Consider the following 23394-nt stretch of genomic DNA (forward strand, 5'->3'; position numbering starts at 1 on the left):
TTTGTTAACCTCGCTTTCTCAGTCCTAATCCAGTTAAAACAAGCAAGCTGAACCAAGACAGACTGCCACCACCCGAAGATGGCGCAGGGGTTACCACAACAGTAGGAACAGGCGTTGGGGCTATTGTCACCCCTGGTGTCGGCTCAAGAGTTGGAACGGGAGTCACCGCTGGTATGGGTTCAGGAGAAGCAGGCGCGACAGTAAGCACGACCTCTGACGAGATAAAGTCATTAGAGCCATTATTGTCTAAATCTTCATTCAACCTAGCAATCACCTGATAAGTAAAGCGATTCGAGGTTGAGCCAAGAGTAAGATAAGGATAATAGATTAAAGGAATGAACAAACGAGAATGAGGTAAGATCTGTCTATCAAACTCACCATATTGCACCATTAAATCCTCATTCGATGTAATGATATCTCCCAGAGTAACAACTTGCGATGAATCATTATGTAGCGTGATGCTAAAGCGATATTCGCCAAGCGAGGGCACATCATTCACCACTTTATCAGCCAACCAAACCTGACTTAAATTAGCTTGTAGCCAAGTATTGAAAAAACTAGTGCTACTATATCCACCTGGCGTATCAACCTCACCACATCCTTGCCCATAACCAGCACTAACTAGCCCAACCTGCTGATAACCCGCACCCATTTGATAAAGTAACGGCCCGCCACTGTCACCAAAACACGCATCTTCTCCAGCAATTCCACCAGCACAAATAACACCGTCGGGTAAGTTAAAGTTACTACAGTCAGCATAAGGCACTTGTACTTGTTTTAATACACTACCGTACTCATCACCTTTGGTATTAATCGCCCCCCAGCCTATGGCTTTAAAAGGCGTTTGATAGGCTAGTTGCGCGAATTCAAGTGACGCGATAAGCGGAACCGGTGTTGCGCTCGTGGCACGCTCTAAATGCAGCAAGGCAATATCATTGGCTAAGGTTGCCTCACTGTAGTTTGGATGAACAAATACTTTGTCTACGCGGATGAGTTCACCCTTTTGATTTAAGTCGGTGATGCCAAGTCGAGCATTTAACTGACCACTGTACTTTATACCTCTAGTGCAGTGAGCAGCAGTTAATACCCATTGAGAGGCTATCAATGAGCCGCCACATATATGGGCAAAGCTATCATTATAATCCAGCTGAAGGCTGACCATCCAAGGCACAACTTGTGTTACTTCCTCTCCCCCGACAATGCGCGGGCTGACTTGTGCCAAATGAGTTTGCGCGAAAAGAGAAGACGAAAAAACCAAAGCAGAACTAAGCAAAAACCATTTCATATTGAGCGCTCCATCAATCAATACATAGACTTTAACAAAGAGCCGTTTAAAACGATACGAGATAAGCAGATGAAGTCGCTTTATCCAAACAAATCTTAACCTTACTCCCATCAAGTTTAACCACTTCGTTTATTTGCCAACGACTCATGATTCAAATAACAAAACTAAAAGCTTAAATTTTCAGTAACATCAGCGTCATCGAAGATCGCTAGTTTACACCATGAATTTTTTCCAATAACTTCAAGGATTTTCGTATGGGCCATAAAATGAATGGACTGCTTCGCCCCTCGTTAGTGGCGACAGTCATTAGTTCCGTAATTGCTAGCTCAGCTATAACGGCTAACGCCGCATCACTCAATGAGGTTCAAAGCCAAAACCCTTGGTTTACGAGTGGCCAACAGCTTATTGCCGAAAAAATTGCTCAACAACCAAACACCAACAAAGCAAAAAATGTAATTCTATTTGTAGGCGATGGCATGGGTATATCAACCCTAACTGCTGCCCGTATTTTACAAGGGCAAAATAACGGTGCAGAAGGTGAAGAAAACTTCCTTAGTTTTGAACAATTCCCACATACAGCATTAGTTAAAACCTACAACACTAACCAACAAACCCCAGACAGTGCAGGCACAATGACAGCCATGATGACAGGGGTAAAAAACAAAGCAGGCGTTATCTCTCTAGGCGCAAATGCAGTGAGGGGGGATTGCAATAGCAGTAAAGGCAATGAGCTAGTAACTAGCCTAATGCTGGCTGAAAACTTAGGTAAAGCAACAGGTATTGTATCGACTGCACGTATCACTCATGCAACGCCAGCTGCTACTTATGCTCACAGCCCGGAGCGTAATTGGGAAAGCGACAACAATATGCCAGCAGAAGCGATTAGCTCAGGCTGTAAAGACATTGCTACGCAGCTGGTTGAGTTTCCTTACGGCGATGGTATTGATGTAGCTCTAGGTGGTGGCAAACGTCATTTCATACCAAAACAAGATGGTGGAAAGCGCACTGATAACCGCAATCTAATTAGTCAATGGCAAACTCGCTTTCCGCAAGGGCAACTAGCAAATAACAGTCAAGAGCTAATGGCGATTGATGCAAAAGAAACAACTAAGTTGTTAGGCCTATTTAACAGCTCACACATGAACTATGAAGCTGACCGCGATAGCACGGGCACTGGCGAGCCATCACTTGCTGACATGACAACCAAAGCCATCGATGTACTAGCAAATAACGATAAAGGCTTTTTCTTAATGGTTGAAGCTGGCCGTATTGACCACGGTCACCATGCGGGTAATGCTTATCGCGCCTTGACTGATGCAGTGGCTTTTTCCGATGCAATCAAAGCGGCAACAGAAAACAACAAAATCAACCTCGACGAGACCTTAATTGTGGTAACAGCTGACCACAGTCACGTGTTTACCATTGCCGGCTATCCAACTAAGGGCAACCCAATACTTGGCCATGTAGTTAGCAATGATGCAACAGGCAGCAGTACTGGCACGCCAAGCCTAGCAAGTGATAACCTGCCATATACCACCCTAGGCTATAACAATGGTTTGGGCTTTGCTGACTTAAGCGTTGGCGGCGACACTCGCTACAATGAAGCGCCAACGACAGGCCGTCAAGATACCACCAATATCAATACTCAAGGTCAAGGCTACCATCAAGAAGCATTAATACCACTAGAATCAGAAACCCATGCTGGTGAAGATATTTCGCTTCATGCGCAAGGCCCAAGCGCGCACTTGTTCCAAGGTGTGATAGAACAAAGCACTCTCTTCCACATTATCAACCATGCCGCTCAACTTGATGCCAAAGCATATTAATAAGGAAATATAATCATGAAATTATCACTTATCAGTACTGCCATTACTGCGGTATTAGTGTTGTCAGGTTGTGGCAGTTCAAATAATAAAGAGACAACAGAGCAACCTGTTCCGGTAACGCCTGTGCCGGCAACTCCAGCTCCAGTAACGCCGGAGCCGGTTAAATCGGCATTAGAAAAACTTTACGAAACCCCACGTACCAATGCCCAAAAGCAAGCTATCAACACATGGTATGAGGCGGGGCAAGCAGAACTAGCTCAAGCACAGCAAGTATTTACAACAACAAATGCCTTAGCATCAATGACATTAGACCCAGTAAAGTCAGCTAAAATCAGCACTAAAAAAGCAAAAAATATTATTCTTTTTGTCGGTGATGGCATGGGGATTTCAACTGTCACTGCTGCACGAATCCTTGCTGGACAAAAGCAGGGACAAACAGGTGAAGAGTACATGCTCAGCTTTGATCAATTCCCTTTTACCGCATTATCAAAAACCTACAATACCAACCAACAAACGCCTGATAGCGCTGGTACCATGACAGCTATGATGACAGGTGTAAAATCAAAAGCCGGCGTAATCAGCGTGGGTGAAAAAGTCATTCGTGGAAACTGCGCTTCGGTAGCAGGTAATGAACTGACTTCTGCACTTACCTTAGCCGAACTGGCTGGGAAAAAAACCGGGATTATTTCGACAGCACGTATTACTCACGCCACACCAGCAGCTACATATGCGGTATCTCCAGAACGAAACTGGGAAAGTGATAGCAATATACCAAGTTCAGAGAAAGCAGCAGGCTGCGTCGATATTGCACAACAACTCGTTGATTACAACTATGGCGATGGTATTGAAGTGGTACTAGGAGGAGGCTTACGCCAATTTATTCCGACCACCGAGGGGGGCAAACGTAAAGACAACCAAGACCTCACCCAAGTTTGGTTAAATAAAGGCGCAAACCGTGCTTTTGTGAGTGACAAAGCTAGCCTTGATGCAGTTGATACCGCGAGCACTGATAAGCTTATGGGCTTATTCACCAGCTCACATATGAGCTATGAAACAGATCGACCAAGCACGGAGCCATCGCTTACGAACATGACCAACAAGGCCTTGGACATGCTAACCAAAGATGAAGATAAGGGCTTTTTCTTAATGGTGGAGTCTGGTCGCATAGACCATGGCCACCATGCTGGCAACGCTTATCGCGCATTAACCGATGCGGTAGAGTTTTCTAATGCTATTGAAGCGGCGGTAAAACACCAAAATATAGACCTGTCGGAAACGCTTATTATCGTCACTGCAGACCATAGCCATGTATTTACCATTGCAGGCTATCCTACTCGTGGTAACCCAATTTTGGGCAAAGTAATCACCAACGACAGTGCTGGTAACCCTGAACTCAATCCATCTTTGGATTTAAACGGTATGCCATACACCACAGTAGGTTACACCAATGGTCCTGGCGCTTGGTTAGATGGCGCTAAGTTAGAGAAAAACAACAATGGTCGAGTGGATTTGAGCCAAATAGATACAAGTCGATCAGACTTTAACCAAGAAGCACTTGTGCCACTTGGCTCTGAAACACATGCTGGTGAAGATGTTGGTATCTATGCCGTCGGGCCTTGGGCGCACTTATTCCAAGGCACTCTAGAGCAAAACCTGATTTTCCATGTGATGAACCATGCTGGTGAGCTTACACAACAAGCAAACCTTTAAACTATACCCAAACAATCTGGAGATGCTTGCTTTCGGCAAGGATTTACACGCGTTTAAACAAGGCATTGATTGCAGGTAATGGCTTTCACCTTACCAAAATCAATAACGAAGTATAACGCGTGTAAAACTTGCCCTTCGGGAACACAGCTGAGTTGTTACGCTAATTTGAAAGTGCCAAGACTCCTGCATTAGCGAGCCTAGTATTAAGAACACGGCAGCGCTCTGAAACATGTATCTTCAAGTTGGTTGGGTATCAATAACGCCATGGGGCGACGCCCATGGCAAGGACCTTACAAATGAAATACCTAATCTTATTAAGCCTAATTAGCGGACTCGCGCAAGGCGCAACATGCCCAGACGTGTCTGCCGACCAATTAGGCATTGAATATGTAAACCAAAAAGGCTTTGGCCAAGCCAGCTGGCGCGTCTGGCGCCAACCAAACCGCATTGCTTATGAATACCCCGGTAAAGGGTTAATTGAGATCTGGCAATTAAAACAAGAAAAAGTTGAATTTATTCGTGTCTTTAGCCAAGAAAAAAGAGGAATTTACTACAGTTACGGTGACTTAAGATCCATCAATCAAAGTCCTGATTGGCAACAAGTCAATCAAATGCTACCACCAAATCGTCGCTCACAACTTGGCAAAGCAACGAAGCAAGAAGATAATTGTTTCCACTACCAACATTATCAACAAAATGGGCAATTAAGCCTCACTTGGAACCAAGATTTAAATGTACCGACATTAATCGTTAACCTAGAAAAGAAACAGCGCATTCAACAACGAGAGCTGTTTAGCAGCAAACAAAGCCAAGATTTTTTTTCGCAAGTTGACCAGTATGATCTATTGGATTTTGCAGACATCGGGGACAGTGAAGCCGACCCCTTTGTTCGTAGAATGATTAAGTTAGGTTATGTTAACCACGGTAATAACAATAACTACCCTAATTCATCTCATCAACACTAAACTAAGGGCATCATTTGTGATGCCCAGATCCACTCTTAATTATTGATCGCGACGACAATAGATAAATCACAACCATAGGCGAGTTAGCCTATACTTCAGAGTGTTAAAAAGAAGGGACTTTGAAGGCGAGACCATATGCGATCGATGAGTGATGCAGAATTACTTACCCTAAAGCAGAAATTACACAGCTTGCAAGATGGCCGCCAATTACGCGAATGTTTATTTGAATTTATTTTTAAGCGTACCGAAGCGATTAACGCTTATTTATTGGCACAAGACCCCCACTTTCAACTTATCTGCCAACAAAAAAAATCGCATCCAGCTCGGCATGAAAGCACGCCTCTTAATCAGACAGAGCTTGAAGTACCAGAGGAGATGCTTTGGTTATTTTTTCAAAGAGGGGCCCAGCTTCCCCCTTTTTATAACTTCGAACAAATACCTGAACTCAGCCTAGACAAAGAAAAGTACCAAGCTTATAGACATTTCTACGGCGTGAATTTACTGCAAATACACCAAGAGCAAATATTGCTTTTGGTAGAGCTGCCGCAATCAGCTAAAGCGCCAACTAATTGCGAAGAAGATCCCAATCTACTCAACATATTAAATCAAAGTGCATTGGCTATGCAGGGGTTCGAGTTAAAGCAAAAAATCTTCCAACAGACTTTTGAGCGAGATAAAAAAGAAGGCTTTTTAAAAGATGAAATAAGCAGGCAAAAAGTGTTTATCGAGCACATGAGTAAATTGCAACAAGTAAACCTAAAGCTTAGCAGTTGCTTAGATTTAGATAGTTTATATCTTAACGCCGTCACCAGTGTTCGTGAAGATCTAGGGTTTGACCGCGCGAGTTTATATTTAATAGATCATTCAACTCAGTCAATGTCCGGTACTTATGGCACAGATGTTCGAGGGATTACCACTGATGAATATCAAGCTAATTTTAAACTGTCTAGCTTGGCCCCACTGTTTTTCGAAGCCCTAAGTAATCCTAAACAAAACCTAGTGATACTAGAAAATGCGCCACTTTATACTCTCAAGGAGATTGTCGGGCAGGGCTGGAATGCTATGCTAATTTTGCGCGATGGAGAGCAAGCGATTGGCTGGCTTGCCATCGATAATTTAATTAACAAAGCACCTTTACATGAATATCAAAAAAAGCTGCTGCAGCACTATGGCGCAGCCTTATCTCAACAGCTCATTCGTCGGCGTAGTGAAAGTGATTTGATTTTTCTCAACAATGCTATTTCTGAAATGTCTGATGCCAGTAGTGTACTAGACGTATGCCACATCGCTGTTAAATTAGCCCGCACTAAAATGAATTTAGACCGAGTGGCGATTATGCTCAGCAACAGTGACAACACTAAGCTAACCGGAACATATGGTACTGACATGACTGGAAAAGTTGTGGATGAGTCTTACTATGAGTCGGCCAAGCCTGATACTGAAATAATGCGTTTGGCAACCACCTCTGGAAAAAATTACTGCTTTATGGACCCAGCGCCGCTTTATCAAGATGCAAAAATAATTGGCTATGGCTGGAATATGGTGGTGTGTCTACGCAGTAAAGACGCCATCATGGGATACCTGTTCGCCGATAACTTTACCCACCGTCGCGTATTAAATTCAGGACAAAAAGAATTGATCCGTTTATTCGGTCTTAACGTGGCACAAATGATCTCAAAACGCCGCGCTGAGGAACAAGTGATTGCGTTTAATATTGAACTTGAAGCAAAGGTCGCGCAACGCACCTATGAGCTAGAAACCCTCAATAAAAAGCTAGAAACCCTATCCACAGAAGATCCCCTCACCGGATTGCATAACCGACGTAGCTTTGAACAAACGTTAGAAAATGAATGGAGCCGCATGACAAGGCTTAAAAAGCCTCTATGCGCTATCATGCTAGACGTTGATTTTTTCAAAAATTATAACGATTTATACGGCCATCTAAGTGGTGATGCATGTTTGAAAGACGTTGCCGATTCACTAAAGAAAGTGTGCCACCGGGCAACAGACTGCTGCGCTCGTTTTGGCGGCGAAGAGTTTATTGTCTTATCGCCCGACACCAACGCAGAGCAAGGCCAAGTGATGGCAAAGAAAATTCAGCAGACGATCCGCGATTTAAAACTGCCTCATAAGGAATCAAAGGTTAAGCCCTATTTAACTGTATCGATTGGCGTTGCCGCATTAACGCCAACGCCTGAAATCAGTACGAAACAACTTATCGAACAAGCTGATAAAGCCATGTATAAAGCTAAAAGCGCAGGGCGAAATCAAATAGTACTGGCCCCATCAGGTTAACTTTACTAACGGCTTCAGGGGGCGGTTTTCGCCAATCATGAAACAATCAGAACAATGATGATTGCTAATAGCACCTTACTCAAGTCGCTATTATGATTATTAATACTTAAAGCTCTTCTAATTGCTGTTCAGCCAGAGATAGCTCCAAAGTAGCTTTAAGGAGTTTGAACAACAAAATAGCGGCATCTATCTCTTCTTTTCGATTGGTTAAGCTTTCTATATTTAAACCCAATGGAATCCCCAATGGTAAGCAAGCAGATAGAATTTGCTGTAGGTTATTGTGACAAATTCTGATCGACTCAGCCAATGGATTATCTGCAGCTAAAATGCGCAAACTTGTCGCTTCAGGCACTGAAATGCCAAGCCATTCGATAAATTCTAACGTTTTAGCACTACCGCAAGGGGAAAAGGTTAAAATAATACGCGCGGGCTGTTTCCCTTGCTGCTGGCATTCATGGGCGTATCGCGTCAACAAATCGATGGTAGCCTGGGCATCATAAACCGCTTGGGAAATGAAAAACTCACAGCCTTGTTCACCTTTGGTTAACAAACGTAAATGCTCATCGCCTTTTTTAGCGTGGCGCTCTGCAATCGTCACGCCACCCAATTGGAAGTCTAAAGAGTTATTGGCCAGCACTTGATAAGCACCTGCCAAAGGCAGTTTAATATCTCCCTCAGAAGAAGGACTTCCCACCAGCACTAAATCCCGAATAGAAAAATCTTGCCAAGCCTGCTCTAACCACGCAGAAAAATCAGCCTCATCACGTTGCGATACGCTTTTATAGGTAATCACTTCACGACCAGATTGCTCTCGTAATAATTGGCTATACATACGGGGATCATGAGTTGATTTAAACGGAAATGGCCGTGGCTTATCAATCCGCGAGGTTTCATCTTGTATGTCGTAGACGATCAAACCGTCGAACTCAATCTCATCGAGTCTCGCCAACAACTTTGCGGCAATAGTGCTGACTTGATCAAGCTCAGTATTTTCTTTCGGTGGCGTCGTGCCAATAAAGTAAACACCGCGGCTAAGCTCGGTAAATTTCTGTTTTAACGTTGATTCCATAACAAGGCTCCTGAAAATACTGACAGAATTGTCGCACACTCACAGGATAAATCTCAAACTTGTACAAATATATTTCTAATTTGTATTTGCTCAATAAGAGTTTTGGTTCCACAATTAATTTGAGATATGCAAAAGCTTCCCATCGCATATCGGATCTGGCAGAGCCACAAGGCCAGCCAGTTGTTAGAAAATGAAGACAAATGAAACAAACGTAATATCGAAATTGTTATAGCGACAACATATAAAAGTGAAAGACAGAGTAAAAATAGTAAGCAACACCAGTGTTAGTAACTGAGTAACAAGTAAAACTTAATACCTAGTTAACAACAGAGGAGTCAGTGTAAAGCGTATCTATTATGAACACAGCTGATGCTACAAGTTAAGCGTTTTGACACCAGTAACATAGTGATGAAAAAGTATCAGCGTTCGGTGTTTTTGCAAGCAAGCTCATATCAGTTTTGTTGCAAATAGAATAATAGACCCGAAGAGTAACTTTTATTAATTAGTAGCTTTATGAACATTGCGTTTAAAAAAATGCCTTCTTCCGGCAGATTAAAGTGATTGACTCAGTGCAAACCATCGCCAAGCAGTCCACTTACACTAGGCCATGTAGCGCCCCCATCAAAGGAAGAAGGCTTTCTAACCCTCCCCTAGAATGGATCACTATTTAATCCCCTTGTTAACAGCTTTTGACCCTGTTAACAAATAATGTAACAAAGCTGATAAAAACAAGAGTCAAGATCACACCCCCTTCTTTTCTAATTTGCGCTTTATTCACCTGAGGGTGACTATTAACTAAATAATATTTAGTTTTATTGTCTAACTGATTAGGCTATTGCAGGTAATTATGCGAAGCATCACCGGAACCTTACTTGGCTTGTTTGCTTTGTCCAGCGGTAAAGCAACCGCCACACAAATGCTCGGACAAGATGTCGCGCAAGCGCAACTCGAACTCAGAGCATTTCATCACGAGCAGGCGTTGTTTTTTGCTAATCGCGCGATCAAAACGAATGAATACATGGCGCAGTTGGCGGGATTAAACATCAAAGCGATGGCCTATATGGATTTAAATGATGTAAATAGTGCAGATCTAGCCATTACTGAATTAGCTGTGGCCAACCAGTTGAGTTATCTAGAGCAAAAAGCGCAGCTACAAGAATTGTATACCGAATTTAATGAAATTCGACTAAGCCATTTGGCAGCCTAGTCGCACTGAATAACCGTTAATCTGTATTAGTTCAGTTAATTAATCCAACAAATCCGATATCTTTTGCTGCAGTTCAGCAACGGTTTGTTTCAATGCCGCTACTTCTGATTCCAACTGATCCAATCGGCTATTATCATTGCCCAGATTTTCACTTGCTACACTCGCCACCGAAAATTCAGCCTCATTAACTTCACTAAACAAATGCACATAGCGACTCTCACGCTTACCGGCTTGTCTTGCTAGCTTTTTCACTAACGGTGTTGCGCGCTGTGACATTGCATCTAAACAAGCTTCAACCTCAGTAACATCCGCAAACTCATGTAGTCGCTGGGTGCGCGTTCTCAGCTCACCCGGTGTTTGCGGACCGCGTAAGAACAACACACCTATAATCGCCAGCTCCGCATCCGATAGCTTTAATTCACCAAATTCAGTGTTACAAAAACGATGAGCATACTTATTAACTCGACTACCAAAACCTGACTCTACCGTCACCAAGCGCTTTTTATTAAGCTCATCTAAGGTATTTTGCAGGTCGTTATCGCTCATTGCTAACACCGGATCACGATTGCTTTTTTGATTACAGGCACTTAACAAACCATTGGACGTTAACGGATAATAATCCGGTGTGGTAACCGCCTTTTCAAATAAACATCCCAGCACTCGGGTTTCAAATAAACTCAGATTTTGTTCCATCGAAGATTCCTTCTAACTAGCAATAATACGAATGCGACTGTTCACACCTTCGTCAGCAAAGCGTTGATTTACCAATGCCACCCCTTCCATAAAGCCCATCAACACTTCAGGACAATTGTTGATGACCATTTCAACGCCTGACAACATGATGGTGAGATGCTCATCACCACTTAGGTAAATACCCGTTAGTTCGTCGTCATCCTCAATCATATTGATCATCGCATTAGTCCATGACTCCATGTCATGGTCATAAAAGCCTGTGAATTTAAATACATGGAAGCTTTCGCCATGAAAGTCTTGCCAACCATACACAGTGGATAAATCTAAATATACTTTCATTATTACTCCGATTATTTAGCGGCTAATCGCTCGATTAACCCGCTCGCACGCTGCGTTTTTTGTCGCACCGCTTGATTTAATATATGCACAGGGGCAAACAAACTTAATTTCTTTTTCGCTCGAGTGATGCCAGTGTAAACCAGTTCTCGGGTTAATACTGGATTCATCGCTTCAGGCAGCATCATCACTGTATGATCAAACTCTGACCCCTGGCTTTTATGCACTGTCATCGCAAACACGGTTTGATGAGTAGGTAAACGACTCGGTAAAAAGTGATGCACTTTACCATCGGCCAGTTCAAAGTAAATCCGCTTATCTCCCGACTCATTGGCTAAACACACACCAATATCGCCATTAAATAAACCCGCTTGGTGATCGTTTTGACTGATCATCACCGGCCGCCCGATATACCAAGGCCCATTATCTTGATTAAGGCTGATTAGATTTTTCTCACTCAGCCAGTTCTCAACCTGTTCGTTTAATCCTGCTACACCATAAGATCCTTCACGCAGCGCCACCAGCAGTTTAAATCGGTTAAATGATTCAAGAATTTGCCGTACATGTTCATCAAAGCGGGCACCTGTTGCTGATGTTTGTTTTAACAGCTCTAGATAACAGCCGTAACCTGCTAGTACCATGGCTTTGAGCTGTTCTTGTTGGTCGAGGGCGAATAACTCAATATCAGCAAACTTATCCCACAATGGCGGAATCTGCTCCGCTCGGCCCACGTTGACCGCTCTGGCTAAAAAGCCAATGCCCGAGTTTTCATTAAATCGGTAACTTTTTTGCAGTTGACAAATATTATCCGCCATTACACAAGGCGCCGCGCTCACCTTATGGTGATGAACTAAATCAAAACCAGTGAGCTGCGCCAATTGCTTAGCGCGCCCTTGGCTGTAACCTTGTTCTACGAAGCTACAAATATCGCCTAATACCGAGCCGGCTTCAACGGAGGCCAATTGGTCTTTATCACCCAGTAGAATGAGCTTGGCGGATGCCGGTAATGCCGCCAGTAGTCTTGCCATTAAGGAAAGATCCACCATTGATGCCTCATCTACCACTAATACATCTAAATGCAGTAGGTTTTCTTGATGATGCCTGAATTCATTGCGCCCCGGGATCACGCCAAGCAATCTATGTATGGTCGAGGCTTGCACCGGAATCGCTTGTGTAACTTGTTCAGATAATTTTAACGACGCCAGCGCGCCGCCAATGGAAGCGGTTAAACGTGCCGCCGCCTTTCCGGTTGGCGCTACTAAGCGAATATCTAAGCTTTGCTCTTGCTGTTGGGCCTGCATAATAAGCAAGGCTAATAATTTGGTGACAGTGGTGGTTTTACCCGTGCCGGGGCCACCGGATATCACTGAAATGGGCGATGTTGCCGCCACCGCCGCCGCGACTTTTTGCCAGTTTATCTCATTGCTATTGCCACGTTCAGCAAATAACTCTGCTAAAGCCGATGCTAATGTTGCACTATTGCTAATGTTTGCAGGTACCGCTAAACGTTGGCTGACTTGCTGTTCAAACTGCTGGTAACGAGATAGATAAACCCGGCCTAATTCAAACTGCATCGGCCGCCCATCACCGACAACCTGACTGGCCGCTAAATGCTGTGGCCAACTGGCGCGTGGTGGCAGTGCTAATTTATCGAGTTCATAGCCTTGCAGCGGTCCGCCCGAGGCAAAGAGTTTATCGATGTGCGCTAAGTCGAAACAAACGTGACCTTGCCCTAATTCATAGCTAGCAAATGCAGCGCAGAATGTTGCTAAAGCTTGGGTATCGTCATCATCTTGCTGACTCAGTTCATTAATCAACTGCGCAAAGTAGTAATCTAACGGGCGAATTTTATTGGCGCGATGCAGTTCGTTAAGTAGGGCTAGCATAGCACTTCCTCCCCGGCGAACAGCTGATCAAGGGCGTTAATAAAGTTAACATCCGGTTTGGTAAAAAACACACCATCACCACCAGGCTGCATACCGCGTAAAAATAAGTAATAAACGCCGCCAAAGTGCTGATCATAATCATAATTGGGTATGCGCTGCCTTAAGAACCGATGCAAAGCCAAGCTGTACAGCTGATACTGAAAATCATAGCGGTGCGCTATCATGCCCTGCGCCATCGCCTGCTGATGATAATCACTGAGCTGATTACCCAAATGATTCGACTTGTAATCTAAGACGTAATACTTGCCTTGGTGCTCAAAGGTTAAATCGATAAAACCCTTTAACATGCCCTGTACTTGGTTAAACTTCAACGCCCCAGCCTGCTGTGATAGCGGATCAAAGCGCAGCAGTAATTGATTTAGAGGCGACGCGGAAATAGCGGCTATGGGTAAATAAAACTCCATCTCAACCAGCTTTTTATCTTGCGTGAGATCGGCCAAAGCAAAACCTTGGCCTAAGTCTTTCGCCAATACTTGCTCTACCCACTCAACTAATACATCCAGCCATTCCACTTCATAACCTTCTTGCTCCAACTGTTGCAAAATAAGCTCAGTTAAGCTTTGACGATCTGCATTAGCAAAATCAATATTTTCAAACAAGGTATGTAGAAAAGTACCGGCACGTGCGCCTTTGTAAAAGCTAAACACATTTTTCCCTTCTTCGGCTTCCACTTCTACCGCGACGGGTAACTCTTCCTTACGTGGTAACGGCGCATGCTCATGCAATCGGGATAACGCAGAATAGCTAGTGACCCACCAGTTGGTTTCGATGGTGCCATTAAAAATAGCTGGCGCAATGCGCGCTTGTGAGTCTTTAACCTCTTCATATAAGGGCTCAGGGCTATCATCTGGCGCACTAATGGCAATATCGGGACAACGCTGAGCTAATTCCGTTAACTGTTGCTTTAAGCCAGCTAAGTCCATTTCTTGCCCCTGCTGGATCAAGTAGCCAATAGCAGATTGATGTAAGTCGGAAATAGGGCTTTTACCAATGCGCGACTTCAGCGGCGCTAAGCCAAGGTAGCAAGCATGCACACTGCGGGTGAGTGCCACGTAGAGCAAGCGTAAATCTTCAGCTAAGCGCTCTTTATCGGCCGCTACAATATGCTCAGGTGCGCGACTTAAGTCGATATACTGTTGCCCAGTTGCCTCGTCGTGATATAAGGCGGTGGTTTCGGCGCGAAAATTACAGACAAAGGGCAGGAAAACAAAATCGTATTCCAAGCCTTTTGATTTATGGATGGTGACTATCTGCACTAGATTTTGATCGCTTTCCAAGCGTAATTGTTGTTCATCAGCGTTGCCATTGGCGTTGTTAATTTGCTCCATATACCAACGCACTAAGGCAAATTGTCCTTCTAACTCAAAGCTGGCTTGTTGCAGTAACTCGGCTAAGTGCAGTAAATCAGTCAGCTCACGCTCGCCATTTAATTCACCCAGTAAACGCGCGCTGATCCCTTGCTGTGATAACAACTCGCGGATCATCACCAACACGCCCTGCTTTTGCCAGCGAGTATGATAATCGACAAATTCGGCTATCTTTTGCTCCCACGCGTTTTCGTCTTCGAACAGCTTATTTAAAGCCTTGGCACTGTAGTTAAACAAAGAAGTGCTCAACGCTGCCCGTAATAAGCGATCATCGGTTGGTGTTAAACACGCAGCCAGCACGCGATACAGATCAACGCCTTGGGGAGTGGCAAAAACACTGTCTCGATTCGATAAATACACGCTTTTAATGCCCTGCTCCGACAGCGCCTGTTTTACCCGCGCCGCTTCTCGTCCGGTTCGCACCAGCACCGCAATAGAGCCGGCATTAATTGCCTTGATCATGCCTTTAGCATCTTTAATATAATTGCGCCCTTGCTGCGACGCACGCAATAAGCGATTAATTTGATTGGCGCAGGTCAGCGCCATTTGATTTTGGTAATCGTGCTTGTTAAGTAAACCCGCTTCAGGCTCGCTGAGCCAAATGTGTAACGCAGGCAGCGTTTGTTCATCATATAACCATTGCTTGGCAGACTTGCCTTCGGGGTAGCTCACCCCTTGAAAGCTGATATCTTGATCGTAGATAAACGGCTTATTGGCGTGCAAAAACACCTGATTCACGCCATTGATCATACTGGCCGATGAGCGATAGTTATGGCCTAAGGTGTAATGATCGCTAATCTCACGGCGCGCTTGAATATAAGTGAAAATATCCGCGCCACGAAAGCCATAAATCGCCTGTTTCGGATCGCCAATCATAAACCAGCCAGCATCAGTTCTCGCGCCATAAATATGATGAAATATTTGGTATTGGATTGGGTCCGTATCTTGAAATTCATCGATCATCGCCACCGGGTAAGCCTGACCAATACTCTCAGCCAATAATTGACCACTTGGGCTAGCCAATGCGGCGCCAAGGTTTAACAGTAAGTCATCAAAGCTCAGTTCATTAGTTTGCTGCTTAGCTTGGGATAAGCGCGCTTTGACCCATTTTAGCGCCTGCTGCAGGGCATGCTCTTTAATGGATAAAGGCGCACTTAACAAATCTTCAATGAGAACGAATACCTGATGCTCTGGCGCTGCACCTTTGTCGGTTTTATTAAACAGCTCGGCTTGGCTAAATTTATTTAGCTTATCGCTAATCTGATAATCGATGGTGTCTTGCTGCGCCCAATCCGTAACAGCGGCAAACCAGTTCGGCAGGTTCTTTTTACTGTAACTGCGTTTACTGACACCTGAGTCGCTAATAATACCTAAAATGTCGCTACCGACCTCAAGCCATGCCGCCTTTACTTGCTTAATTTGGCCAATAATTTGTTGGTGCTTTTCTGCCAAGCTAGCATCGGTTAGCGCCGGCAAGACCGTCAGGTTTGGTTTGCTCAGCAAGCCTTGTAAATCTCCTTGCAGCGCACTGGGATCGGGCCAAATACTATAAATAACTTGGCTAAGCTCAACATCAAGGGGATAAAAATGAATGCGCCAATAGTCCACTACCGCTAAATACAGTAGATGACTTTGGTCTTGAATTAATTCCGCTTCAAACAGTGCGCCCGACTCAAACGCATGTTGTTTCAGCATCCGCTGACAAAAACCATGAATAGTATAAACCGCCGCTTCATCCATCTGCCGCTCGGCATCTTGCAATATTTGGGCGGCGCGTTGATGCTCGCTAATATCCCTTAATAACGCTTGTCCAACCGGATCATGATCAGGTGCGATGCCATCGATAAAAAACTGCCGCTGCTGGCGAATTCGTTGGCGAATACGATCTCTTAATTCAGCGGTTGCGGCTTCGGTAAAGGTCACCACCAATATTTGATCTATGGTCAAAGGTGCATTGCGACGCGAGGTATCATCACCATGACCCAGTAATAAGCGCAGTACTAAGCTGGCAATGGTGTAGGTTTTACCCGTACCCGCTGAAGCTTCAATTAATCGCGGGCCATGTAAAGGAAAAGTAATTGCATCAAGCTGTTGCGCCATAAAGGAGGGTCACCAAACTAAGAGCATTAAGAATAGCTTTAGTATACCGAATCAAGGCAAAAAAGCTTGTTTCAAGCTGGTGTAAAAAGGGGCAAATTGCCTTGCTTGAGGTTCAGCGCACGAGTAGAGTATTTGTTTATTTTATTCATACAGTTAATCACAATGAAAGCGTTAAATTTTGAGAAACACCCCGGTCGCGTCATACTCCTTTTGGCGCTTTGTCTATCGGCTTATACCAGCTACTCGTTAATTTCCCCCTATATTGAGCCGGTGATCATCGCCTTAATTTTTACCATGCTGTGCCACCCGCTGCATAGCTGGATTAATAACAGGCTCAAACACAGAGAAAATGTCGCGGCCGCGCTAACCTGTACTTTAATCACTTGTGTGATCTTATTACCGATGTTTTTCATCTTTTTAGCCATTTTAAATCAAGCGGCCAGCTACTCTAAAAGCGTGTTAGCTTGGATACAGGCAGGCGGCATCGAACAACTCGTAGCCCATCCTTGGGTAAGCCAAGTGCTGCAGCTAGCCAGAGAATGGTTACCTGTCGATGTATTTGATAGTGCGAAGATCAACCAAGATTTAATGGCATTAGCCTCAAGCTCAGGTAAACAAGCGTTATCACTGAGTGCGCAATTTGCTGGCAGTATTTCCAGTTTTATTTTTAGCTTTGTACTGATGCTGTTTGTGCTGTTTTTTACCTTACGTGATTATCACAAACTCACCGATTTTTTGCGCCATGCGATCCCATTATCACGCAGCCAAGAGGATAGCCTGCTCCAAGAAATTCAGATGGTATCTAAATCGGCATTACTCGGCTCATTTCTTACCGCATTATGCCAAGGTATTGTTGGTGGTATTGGCTTTTGGATTGTTGGGATCCCTGGTCTATTCTGGGGCACGATCATGGCTTTTGCTTCATTAATTCCGGTGGTGGGCACCGCGCTAATTTGGGTTCCAGCTGCACTGTTTTTACTATTGACTGGTGAATGGCAATGGGCCGCTTTTTTAGCGGTGTGGGGAGTACTGGTGGTAGGCTCTATCGATAACTTTTTACGGCCAGTGCTGATGAATAACATTTCATCAATGAACACCTTAGTGATCTTTCTGTCCTTAATGGGCGGGATCCACGCCTTTGGCTTAATGGGGTTAATTTACGGACCTATCATTATTGCCACTACTTTTGTCTTATTCCACTTGTATGAAACGGAATTTAAAGAATTCTTAAATTACCAAGATAAGCACTAGTTAACCCGAATCATATACCCAAGTAACCTCAAGATGCTTGTTCAGCGAGAATTTTTAGGCTGTTAGGCGCGACGCTGATTTGAGACATAGTAATTCTACGTTGAAAATCAGCAACAAAGCATAACAGCCTACAAAACTCGCCCTTTGGGAGCCGCTCATTATGCCCATTTTTTCGTTAACAAGCCTCGAAAGGGTTGACAATTCCTTAGTCTTTTTGCCTCAAACTGAATAAGCGGCTCTGAATCCTGCATCTTGAGGTGTCTTGGCTATAGATAAAGGAAAGAGTATATTTTCCCTGCAAAACGCTGTGAATATATCCCTATACGCTTTGCGTTTTCATCCCTGAAAACGAAATTTGCCGGAAAAAAATACTCTATCCAGCGGTAGAAATATTAACCAGAATTGAGGTTATACAGTGCTGGAGGTTGGATGATCCTGGCAGGGTAATGGTTCGAAACTTCATCAGCATGGAAGCTGATGCAGAGCCCACACGGATGTGTTCACGGCGATTTCGAAATATTATCCTGCCAGATTGAGGCGTACACCAAGAATTCCATTAAGGTTCAAAAGGACTAATGTTGGCCATTAACGGGCCAAACAATACTGCACTGTTGGCGGCAAAGTCAGCCCATACTAAGTTAAGATCTTGGTAACAACGCGCAATATAAGGGTCTTGTCCCTCACCTTGTGCAACAAAGTTACCCTCAAAACGCTTTAAAGCTTGCTCCTTCGCTTTCATTGCCAACGCATCATCAAAACTGTTTTGCACGATATGCGTCGGCTCTTTCTCACAAATTTTAGCCGCCCATTCATAAGCACTGTTAGGAAACAAAGGCAGCGGTTGAGTTTGGCCCTTAAGATATAGACCAACTAACTCGGTGAGTTTTTGCTTGGCATATTCCTGCTCTAACGAATTAAACTCCACACCTTGCACCTTGCCTAATAAGTAACTTGCGCGCGCGGGATAACCCATGGCGCAATAAGCCAAGTGTAAAATCCAATGTTGTAGCAAATCTTTACCGTTTAAGCCGCCTGCCTTAAATCTCACTAGGCCCGCGCCATAGTGGTTTTTCAACCAGCCGACTAAATTCACCGTTATATCAACGCCGTCTTCTTCATAACGAGAAACGCACCCTAATTCGCAGGCTAAATCCTGTTGCTTATGCTCAAGTAAAGGCTGTAGCTGCTGCGCTAAAGCCTTCACTTCATCCACTTGGCGCTGAAACGCCATTAGGCCAAACTGGCCTTGAGGCAGAACACCTTGAGCTTGCACTTCTTCAAATAAAGCTTGAGTGTCTTGGGATGCTAACTGCTTAATTAAGATCTGGTTACCCAGCAAGTAATTATCTAAACCATTTAAGCTAAACGGCTCATGATCAAACTGCCCACACTCTTCTAATGGCAGCCAAACCTTCAAGGTTTGGTTCATAAAGCTCTGACATGGGTGACGAAAAAAGCGGATTAATTGCTGTAAATCCAGCTCTATGGGCTGACTAAAATCAACGTCATCACTAGGCAAAATTTGGCTTAGCACCTTACCGTCATTTACCTCAACAAAGTTAAGCTTTTGCTGCCGCTCGCCATCAAACCACCACTGCTGGGCAAAGGTAGTGTAATCACCATTAAAGTAACGCGGGCTAAAAGGTTGTAACGGATATTCAGTCATTAGCTGTTTACGCCAATCATCACTTTCATAATGGAAACCTTGCTCACAGTAATCCAATAACTCACTGACCAGCACCGAAGGCGTACGCTCGGTATTGTCTTTGATGCTACGACTAATGTAACTGATGTATAAGTGTTGCTGCGCCGAACAAAGGGCTTCAAGGAATAGATAACGGTCGTCATCGCGACGAGAGCGATCGCCTTTTTCCATTTTTTCCGCCATCAAATCAAAGCCTAATGGCGGAATACTGCGCGGGTAAGCGCCATCGTTCATGCCTAATAAACAAACGACTTTAAAGGGAATAGAGCGCATCGGCATTAAGGTACAAAAGTTCACCTGCCCAGCGAGAAAACGTTGCCCACCACTACTCTGGTTAAGCTTTTGCTGTAAGTAATCGCTAATAATCGCAAGACTCAAGGTTTCATCAAAGCCGCTGGCATCCACCTGTTGATGTAGTTGATTTAGCTGCTCTTTAATTAGCATGAGCGCTTCAAAGTCAGCATCATCAACTTGATAGAAATCGTCAAGTAAGGCGAACAAAATATGTTTCCATTGCTCCACCTTGTTCTGCTGTTGCAACTCACGGCTCAATTCAATCAGCTGGTTAACAAACTGGCACAATTTACCAAGCGGTGCGGCAGCCAAACCTTGGCATTCAGTGTAAGGCAAGATCCCTTGGAACATTTGTTGATCCATGGCGTAGCCTAATAGCATGCGCTGCAAGCCAAACAGCCAAGTGTTTTGCGGCAATTCAGGTAACGAGAATTTCTCGCCATCGCGATGATCCAGCCCCCAGCGTACACCGCTCTCAATCACCCATTGGCGAATTTGTTCAAACTCGCCCTGGCTAATTTCAAACTTAGCCAATACCGCAGGCACGGCCAACAGCTCTAACAATTCACTGCTGGTACAGCGCGAAAGTGGTAAACGCAGCAGTTGAATAAAACTGGTCAGGATTGGGTTTTCTTGGCAAGCACTGCGATCTGAAATGGAAAATGGAATATGGGTAGCATGAGCCGCGCTGCCAAATACCGCCTGAATGTAAGGGCTATAAGCATTAACATCTGGCATCATCACTATGATATCTTTTGGTGTAAGCTCAGGATCTTGCTGTAGCAATGACAACAAATGATCGTGCAACACTTCCACTTCACGCATCGCACTGTGACAACCTACTAGCGCCAGTGAGTTGTCGTCTGGCGCGACAGTACGATGAGGTTGCGCAGTGGCATTGTGTAAAGACAGAATATCCGATTGAACCCAAACTAATAGGTTGTCAGCTGCGGGCTCAATAAAGTGTCCGTAATCATCGACTTGTAACGAATGCAATTGGTATAAAAAGTCCCGCCCAAGCTTACCCATGGAAGCTAGCAGTGGATTACCTAATTGATAACCCATATCAGGATCCAGCTCAAAACTATCGGGAACCAAGGCTTTAGAGCCTTGAATGACTAGTTGATTATCCTGTAGCGACAACTCGGTGCGCTGCCTTTGTCTTAAGCGGGCGAGGTATTTGGCATCAACAATATCATCCCAAAACTCTTGGCATGGATTGGTTAAAAACAAATGCACTTCAACATGTTGACCTAATGCTAGCAATGCCTTTAAATACTCTGGCGCCATAGCTGATATGCCAAACACAAACAGTCGCTTAGGCAACCCTGCGACCTCATTGTGTTGTTGCAACTGGCTAATCAAATCGGCATACAAGCCTGCGCGATGATAAGGCTTTACACCCTCATTAGTATTGAATTCTTGATTGATTTTTTGATATAGGGCTTGCCATAAAATAGGTTGCCAAGCTTGCTGTTCTTCCCATTCAGGTCCAGCTAAACCCGCCTCCCAAGCATTAATCCACTCAGGTCGATAAACTAAATATTGATCGTAAATATCCGCAATTTTATGGCATAACTGGTAGCGTTTCAGACTTGATTCATCATTATCTAAATAGATTTTTAATGGCGCGAATGCGGGGTGTTCAAGATAGCTAGGCAGCAAGGTCATTAAGGCCCACGCCATCGATTCTTTGTTGTAGGGGCTCTTTTCTGGCACGCCAGGCAACACCAATTTAAACATCTGCCAAATAAAACTGGCTGGTAATGGAAAGTCTATATTAGCCGCAATCCCCGTTTTCTTGGCCAGCTCTAATTTAAGCCACTGCGCCATGCCTGGGCTTTGTACTAGTATCTGCTCAGCAGTAAAGGGATGGTCTAATGGCTCACTTTGGATCAAATGGGCAAGGATTTCTTTTAAAAAATCGAGACGATTGGAATGGTATAACTTAAACAAGTGCAAAACTCAGGTTAAGAGCAGATAAAACCGAGTGTGAAAGATCTTAACCTAAGATGCAAATGTTAGGAGGTAACTCTATAAACTATTGAGAAAACTTGCTGGCGGTGCAAAGAAAATACCACCCGTAACCGCTCGGGTGTAATCCAATAAGCGATCATAATGGCCCTCGCTGTCAGCATAAATCATTTTGCGTAGCGCGATATTCACTACTTCTGGCGTATTGGCAAAACCAATAAACATACTGCCGTGCTCAATGGCATTTCCATAGGGCATATTCTGGCGATACATAGGGATTTCTTTGCCGTCGGCGTCGGTAGCCTTGCCTTTATTAACATGTGCATAAGCAGGCTTTGCTGCACCAGTTAATTCAATATTTTCTACTTTAGTTCGCCCAATCACCTGCTCTTGTTGTGAGACTTTAAGGTCATTCCACTTATTCAAGTTATGAACATAACGCTGCAGAGTAATATAGCTGCCACCTTGATAGGCTGGATCTTCTTCGCCAATGAGTACCGCTTTAGCACGTTCTTGATCTGTTGGGTTTTCGGTGCCATCCACAAAATCAATCATGTCTCGATCTTTAAGATACTCATAACATTGAATATCTTCACTGACAGTGGCACAGCTTGCGAATAAATCGGCAAGGCCTTTAGCAATGCGAAAATTTAAATCCATGCGGCTTGATTTAATGAAAATAAACACGTCACCGACTGTCGCTGGGAAATGGCGATTCCCTTCTTTCATCTCAGTAAACGGGACTAAAGCCGTCGGTTTTTCAGTATTAAATAACTTACCCCAAGCCGAATCAGAGAATGCGATTAGCCATTCAATATTACATGAACTATCAGCTTGATTGACTGTTTTAATTAAAGTGGGAACGAGCTTCAGTAAAGGAAGGAATTGCTCTGAAATAGCTTCATTATCATTGAGTGTAATAGTAATAAAGTCAGCAAAAGGGCTAGCATCTGTTAGCACTGCGCTTTGTGTAAACATTGAAACCTCACTTCTCTATAACCCAGCAATAGTTGCCAGATCAGTACATAAAAATATGTTTATTGAAGCTTAATATAGCGAGTAAAAGAAAGCATTTCTCTATCTATATCAAAATAACAGGAGGTATTAGGACTTGTGTAACGAAGAAGGAGATGGTGCTGATACCCGGAGTTGAACCGGGGACCTCACCCTTACCAAGGGTGCGCTCTACCAACTGAGCCATATCAGCATTTAGAAAAAAACCCTCGTCTTTGACGAGGGTTCTTATTTGGCGCTTGGCGGTGTCCTACTCTCACATGGGGAAACCCCACACTACCATCGGCGCTGCTGCGTTTCACTTCTGAGTTCGGCATGGATTCAGGTGGTTCCACAGCGCTATTGCCGCCAAGCATA

14 protein-coding genes, 1 tRNA gene and 1 rRNA gene are annotated in these 23394 nt (G+C 44.2%); 6 read left to right on the plus strand and 10 right to left on the minus strand.

The annotated features are described in order from the left end of the window. Positions 1 to 4: 4 nt before the first annotated feature. Entirely contained in the window at positions 5 to 1285 is a 1281-nt protein-coding gene (locus K6Y31_RS19870) for a trypsin-like serine protease (protein ID WP_233054780.1), read from the minus strand. Between the two features lie 254 nt (positions 1286 to 1539). On the opposite strand from K6Y31_RS19870, the gene K6Y31_RS19875 reads away from it, so the two are divergent. From K6Y31_RS19875 to K6Y31_RS19890, 4 genes are all read left to right on the plus strand, one after another. Next, positions 1540 to 3111 (plus strand): alkaline phosphatase family protein, encoded by a 1572-nt coding sequence (locus K6Y31_RS19875; protein ID WP_233054781.1) that lies wholly within the window; start codon positions 1540 to 1542, stop codon positions 3109 to 3111. Positions 3112 to 3126: 15 nt separating this feature from the next. Beyond that, a complete protein-coding gene (locus K6Y31_RS19880; protein WP_233054782.1) occupies positions 3127 to 4821 on the plus strand; it encodes an alkaline phosphatase family protein in 1695 nt (564 codons plus the stop codon). Positions 4822 to 5117: 296 nt separating this feature from the next. Beyond that, the gene (locus K6Y31_RS19885) at positions 5118 to 5786 is read left to right on the plus strand and encodes a hypothetical protein (RefSeq protein ID WP_233054783.1); all 669 of its coding nucleotides are present in this window, start codon (positions 5118 to 5120) and stop codon (positions 5784 to 5786) included. Positions 5787 to 5921: 135 nt separating this feature from the next. Continuing rightward, positions 5922 to 8081, plus strand: coding sequence for a sensor domain-containing diguanylate cyclase (locus K6Y31_RS19890; protein WP_233054784.1), 2160 nt, complete (start codon positions 5922 to 5924; stop codon positions 8079 to 8081). Positions 8082 to 8187: 106 nt separating this feature from the next. Here the strand turns inward: K6Y31_RS19890 and K6Y31_RS19895 are convergent, their stop codons facing one another. After that, entirely contained in the window at positions 8188 to 9150 is a 963-nt protein-coding gene (locus K6Y31_RS19895; protein ID WP_233054785.1) for a methylenetetrahydrofolate reductase, read from the minus strand. A gap of 847 nt (positions 9151 to 9997) precedes the next feature. Between K6Y31_RS19895 and K6Y31_RS19900 the strand changes: the two genes are divergently transcribed. Continuing rightward, positions 9998 to 10357 (plus strand): hypothetical protein, encoded by a 360-nt coding sequence (locus tag K6Y31_RS19900; RefSeq protein ID WP_233054786.1) that lies wholly within the window; start codon positions 9998 to 10000, stop codon positions 10355 to 10357. Between the two features lie 39 nt (positions 10358 to 10396). Here the strand turns inward: K6Y31_RS19900 and K6Y31_RS19905 are convergent, their stop codons facing one another. Genes K6Y31_RS19905 through recB form a run of 4 tightly spaced genes read right to left on the minus strand, consistent with a single transcriptional unit; the run spans position 10397 to position 16799 of the window. Further along, positions 10397 to 11050, minus strand: coding sequence for a YceH family protein (locus K6Y31_RS19905; RefSeq protein WP_233054787.1), 654 nt, complete (start codon positions 11048 to 11050; stop codon positions 10397 to 10399). A gap of 12 nt (positions 11051 to 11062) precedes the next feature. Next, positions 11063 to 11389 (minus strand): hypothetical protein, encoded by a 327-nt coding sequence (locus K6Y31_RS19910; protein WP_232803889.1) that lies wholly within the window; start codon positions 11387 to 11389, stop codon positions 11063 to 11065. An 11-nt stretch (positions 11390 to 11400) separates the two neighbouring features. Continuing rightward, entirely contained in the window at positions 11401 to 13272 is a 1872-nt protein-coding gene (gene recD / locus K6Y31_RS19915; RefSeq protein WP_233054788.1) for an exodeoxyribonuclease V subunit alpha, read from the minus strand. Next, a complete protein-coding gene (recB, locus tag K6Y31_RS19920) occupies positions 13266 to 16799 on the minus strand; it encodes an exodeoxyribonuclease V subunit beta (protein ID WP_233054789.1) in 3534 nt (1177 codons plus the stop codon). The genes recD and recB overlap by 7 nt, the downstream gene beginning before the upstream one ends. Positions 16800 to 16961: 162 nt before the next feature. On the opposite strand from recB, the gene K6Y31_RS19925 reads away from it, so the two are divergent. Further along, positions 16962 to 18050, plus strand: a complete 1089-nt coding sequence (locus tag K6Y31_RS19925) for an AI-2E family transporter (protein ID WP_233054790.1) — start codon at positions 16962 to 16964, stop codon at positions 18048 to 18050. 556 nt (positions 18051 to 18606) lie between these two features. Here the strand turns inward: K6Y31_RS19925 and recC are convergent. The 4 genes from recC to rrf all read right to left on the minus strand — a co-directional run bounded on the left by recC (position 18607) and on the right by rrf (position 23390). Then, positions 18607 to 22005, minus strand: a complete 3399-nt coding sequence (gene recC, locus K6Y31_RS19930; RefSeq protein ID WP_233054791.1) for an exodeoxyribonuclease V subunit gamma — start codon at positions 22003 to 22005, stop codon at positions 18607 to 18609. Between the two features lie 78 nt (positions 22006 to 22083). Continuing rightward, positions 22084 to 23001, minus strand: a complete 918-nt coding sequence (locus K6Y31_RS19935; RefSeq protein ID WP_233054792.1) for a Dyp-type peroxidase — start codon at positions 22999 to 23001, stop codon at positions 22084 to 22086. A 153-nt stretch (positions 23002 to 23154) separates the two neighbouring features. Next, positions 23155 to 23230: transfer RNA gene (locus tag K6Y31_RS19940), tRNA-Thr, on the minus strand. Positions 23231 to 23274: 44 nt separating this feature from the next. Continuing rightward, positions 23275 to 23390: ribosomal RNA gene (gene rrf, locus K6Y31_RS19945) — 5S ribosomal RNA — on the minus strand. Positions 23391 to 23394: the final 4 nt, after the last annotated feature.

Source organism: Motilimonas cestriensis (assembly GCF_021295315.1).
Taxonomy (GTDB): Bacteria; Pseudomonadota; Gammaproteobacteria; order Enterobacterales; family CBDFNC01; genus Motilimonas; species Motilimonas cestriensis.

Bases quoted from the DNA above. Each gene is read 5' to 3' on its own strand.
- K6Y31_RS19880 (WP_233054782.1), top strand. From the start codon at position 3,127: ATGAAATTATCACTTATCAGTACTGCCATTACTGCGGTATTAGTGTTG.
- K6Y31_RS19925 (WP_233054790.1), top strand. From the start codon at position 16,962: ATGAAAGCGTTAAATTTTGAGAAACACCCCGGTCGCGTCATACTCCTT.
- K6Y31_RS19905 (WP_233054787.1), bottom strand. From the start codon at position 11,050: ATGGAACAAAATCTGAGTTTATTTGAAACCCGAGTGCTGGGATGTTTA.
- recB (WP_233054789.1), bottom strand. From the start codon at position 16,799: ATGGCGCAACAGCTTGATGCAATTACTTTTCCTTTACATGGCCCGCGA.
- K6Y31_RS19895 (WP_233054785.1), bottom strand. From the start codon at position 9,150: ATGGAATCAACGTTAAAACAGAAATTTACCGAGCTTAGCCGCGGTGTT.
- K6Y31_RS19890 (WP_233054784.1), top strand. From the start codon at position 5,922: ATGCGATCGATGAGTGATGCAGAATTACTTACCCTAAAGCAGAAATTA.
- K6Y31_RS19885 (WP_233054783.1), top strand. From the start codon at position 5,118: ATGAAATACCTAATCTTATTAAGCCTAATTAGCGGACTCGCGCAAGGC.
- K6Y31_RS19870 (WP_233054780.1), bottom strand. From the start codon at position 1,285: ATGAAATGGTTTTTGCTTAGTTCTGCTTTGGTTTTTTCGTCTTCTCTT.
- K6Y31_RS19900 (WP_233054786.1), top strand. From the start codon at position 9,998: ATGCGAAGCATCACCGGAACCTTACTTGGCTTGTTTGCTTTGTCCAGC.
- K6Y31_RS19935 (WP_233054792.1), bottom strand. From the start codon at position 23,001: ATGTTTACACAAAGCGCAGTGCTAACAGATGCTAGCCCTTTTGCTGAC.
- K6Y31_RS19910 (WP_232803889.1), bottom strand. From the start codon at position 11,389: ATGAAAGTATATTTAGATTTATCCACTGTGTATGGTTGGCAAGACTTT.
- K6Y31_RS19875 (WP_233054781.1), top strand. From the start codon at position 1,540: ATGGGCCATAAAATGAATGGACTGCTTCGCCCCTCGTTAGTGGCGACA.
- recD (WP_233054788.1), bottom strand. From the start codon at position 13,272: ATGCTAGCCCTACTTAACGAACTGCATCGCGCCAATAAAATTCGCCCG.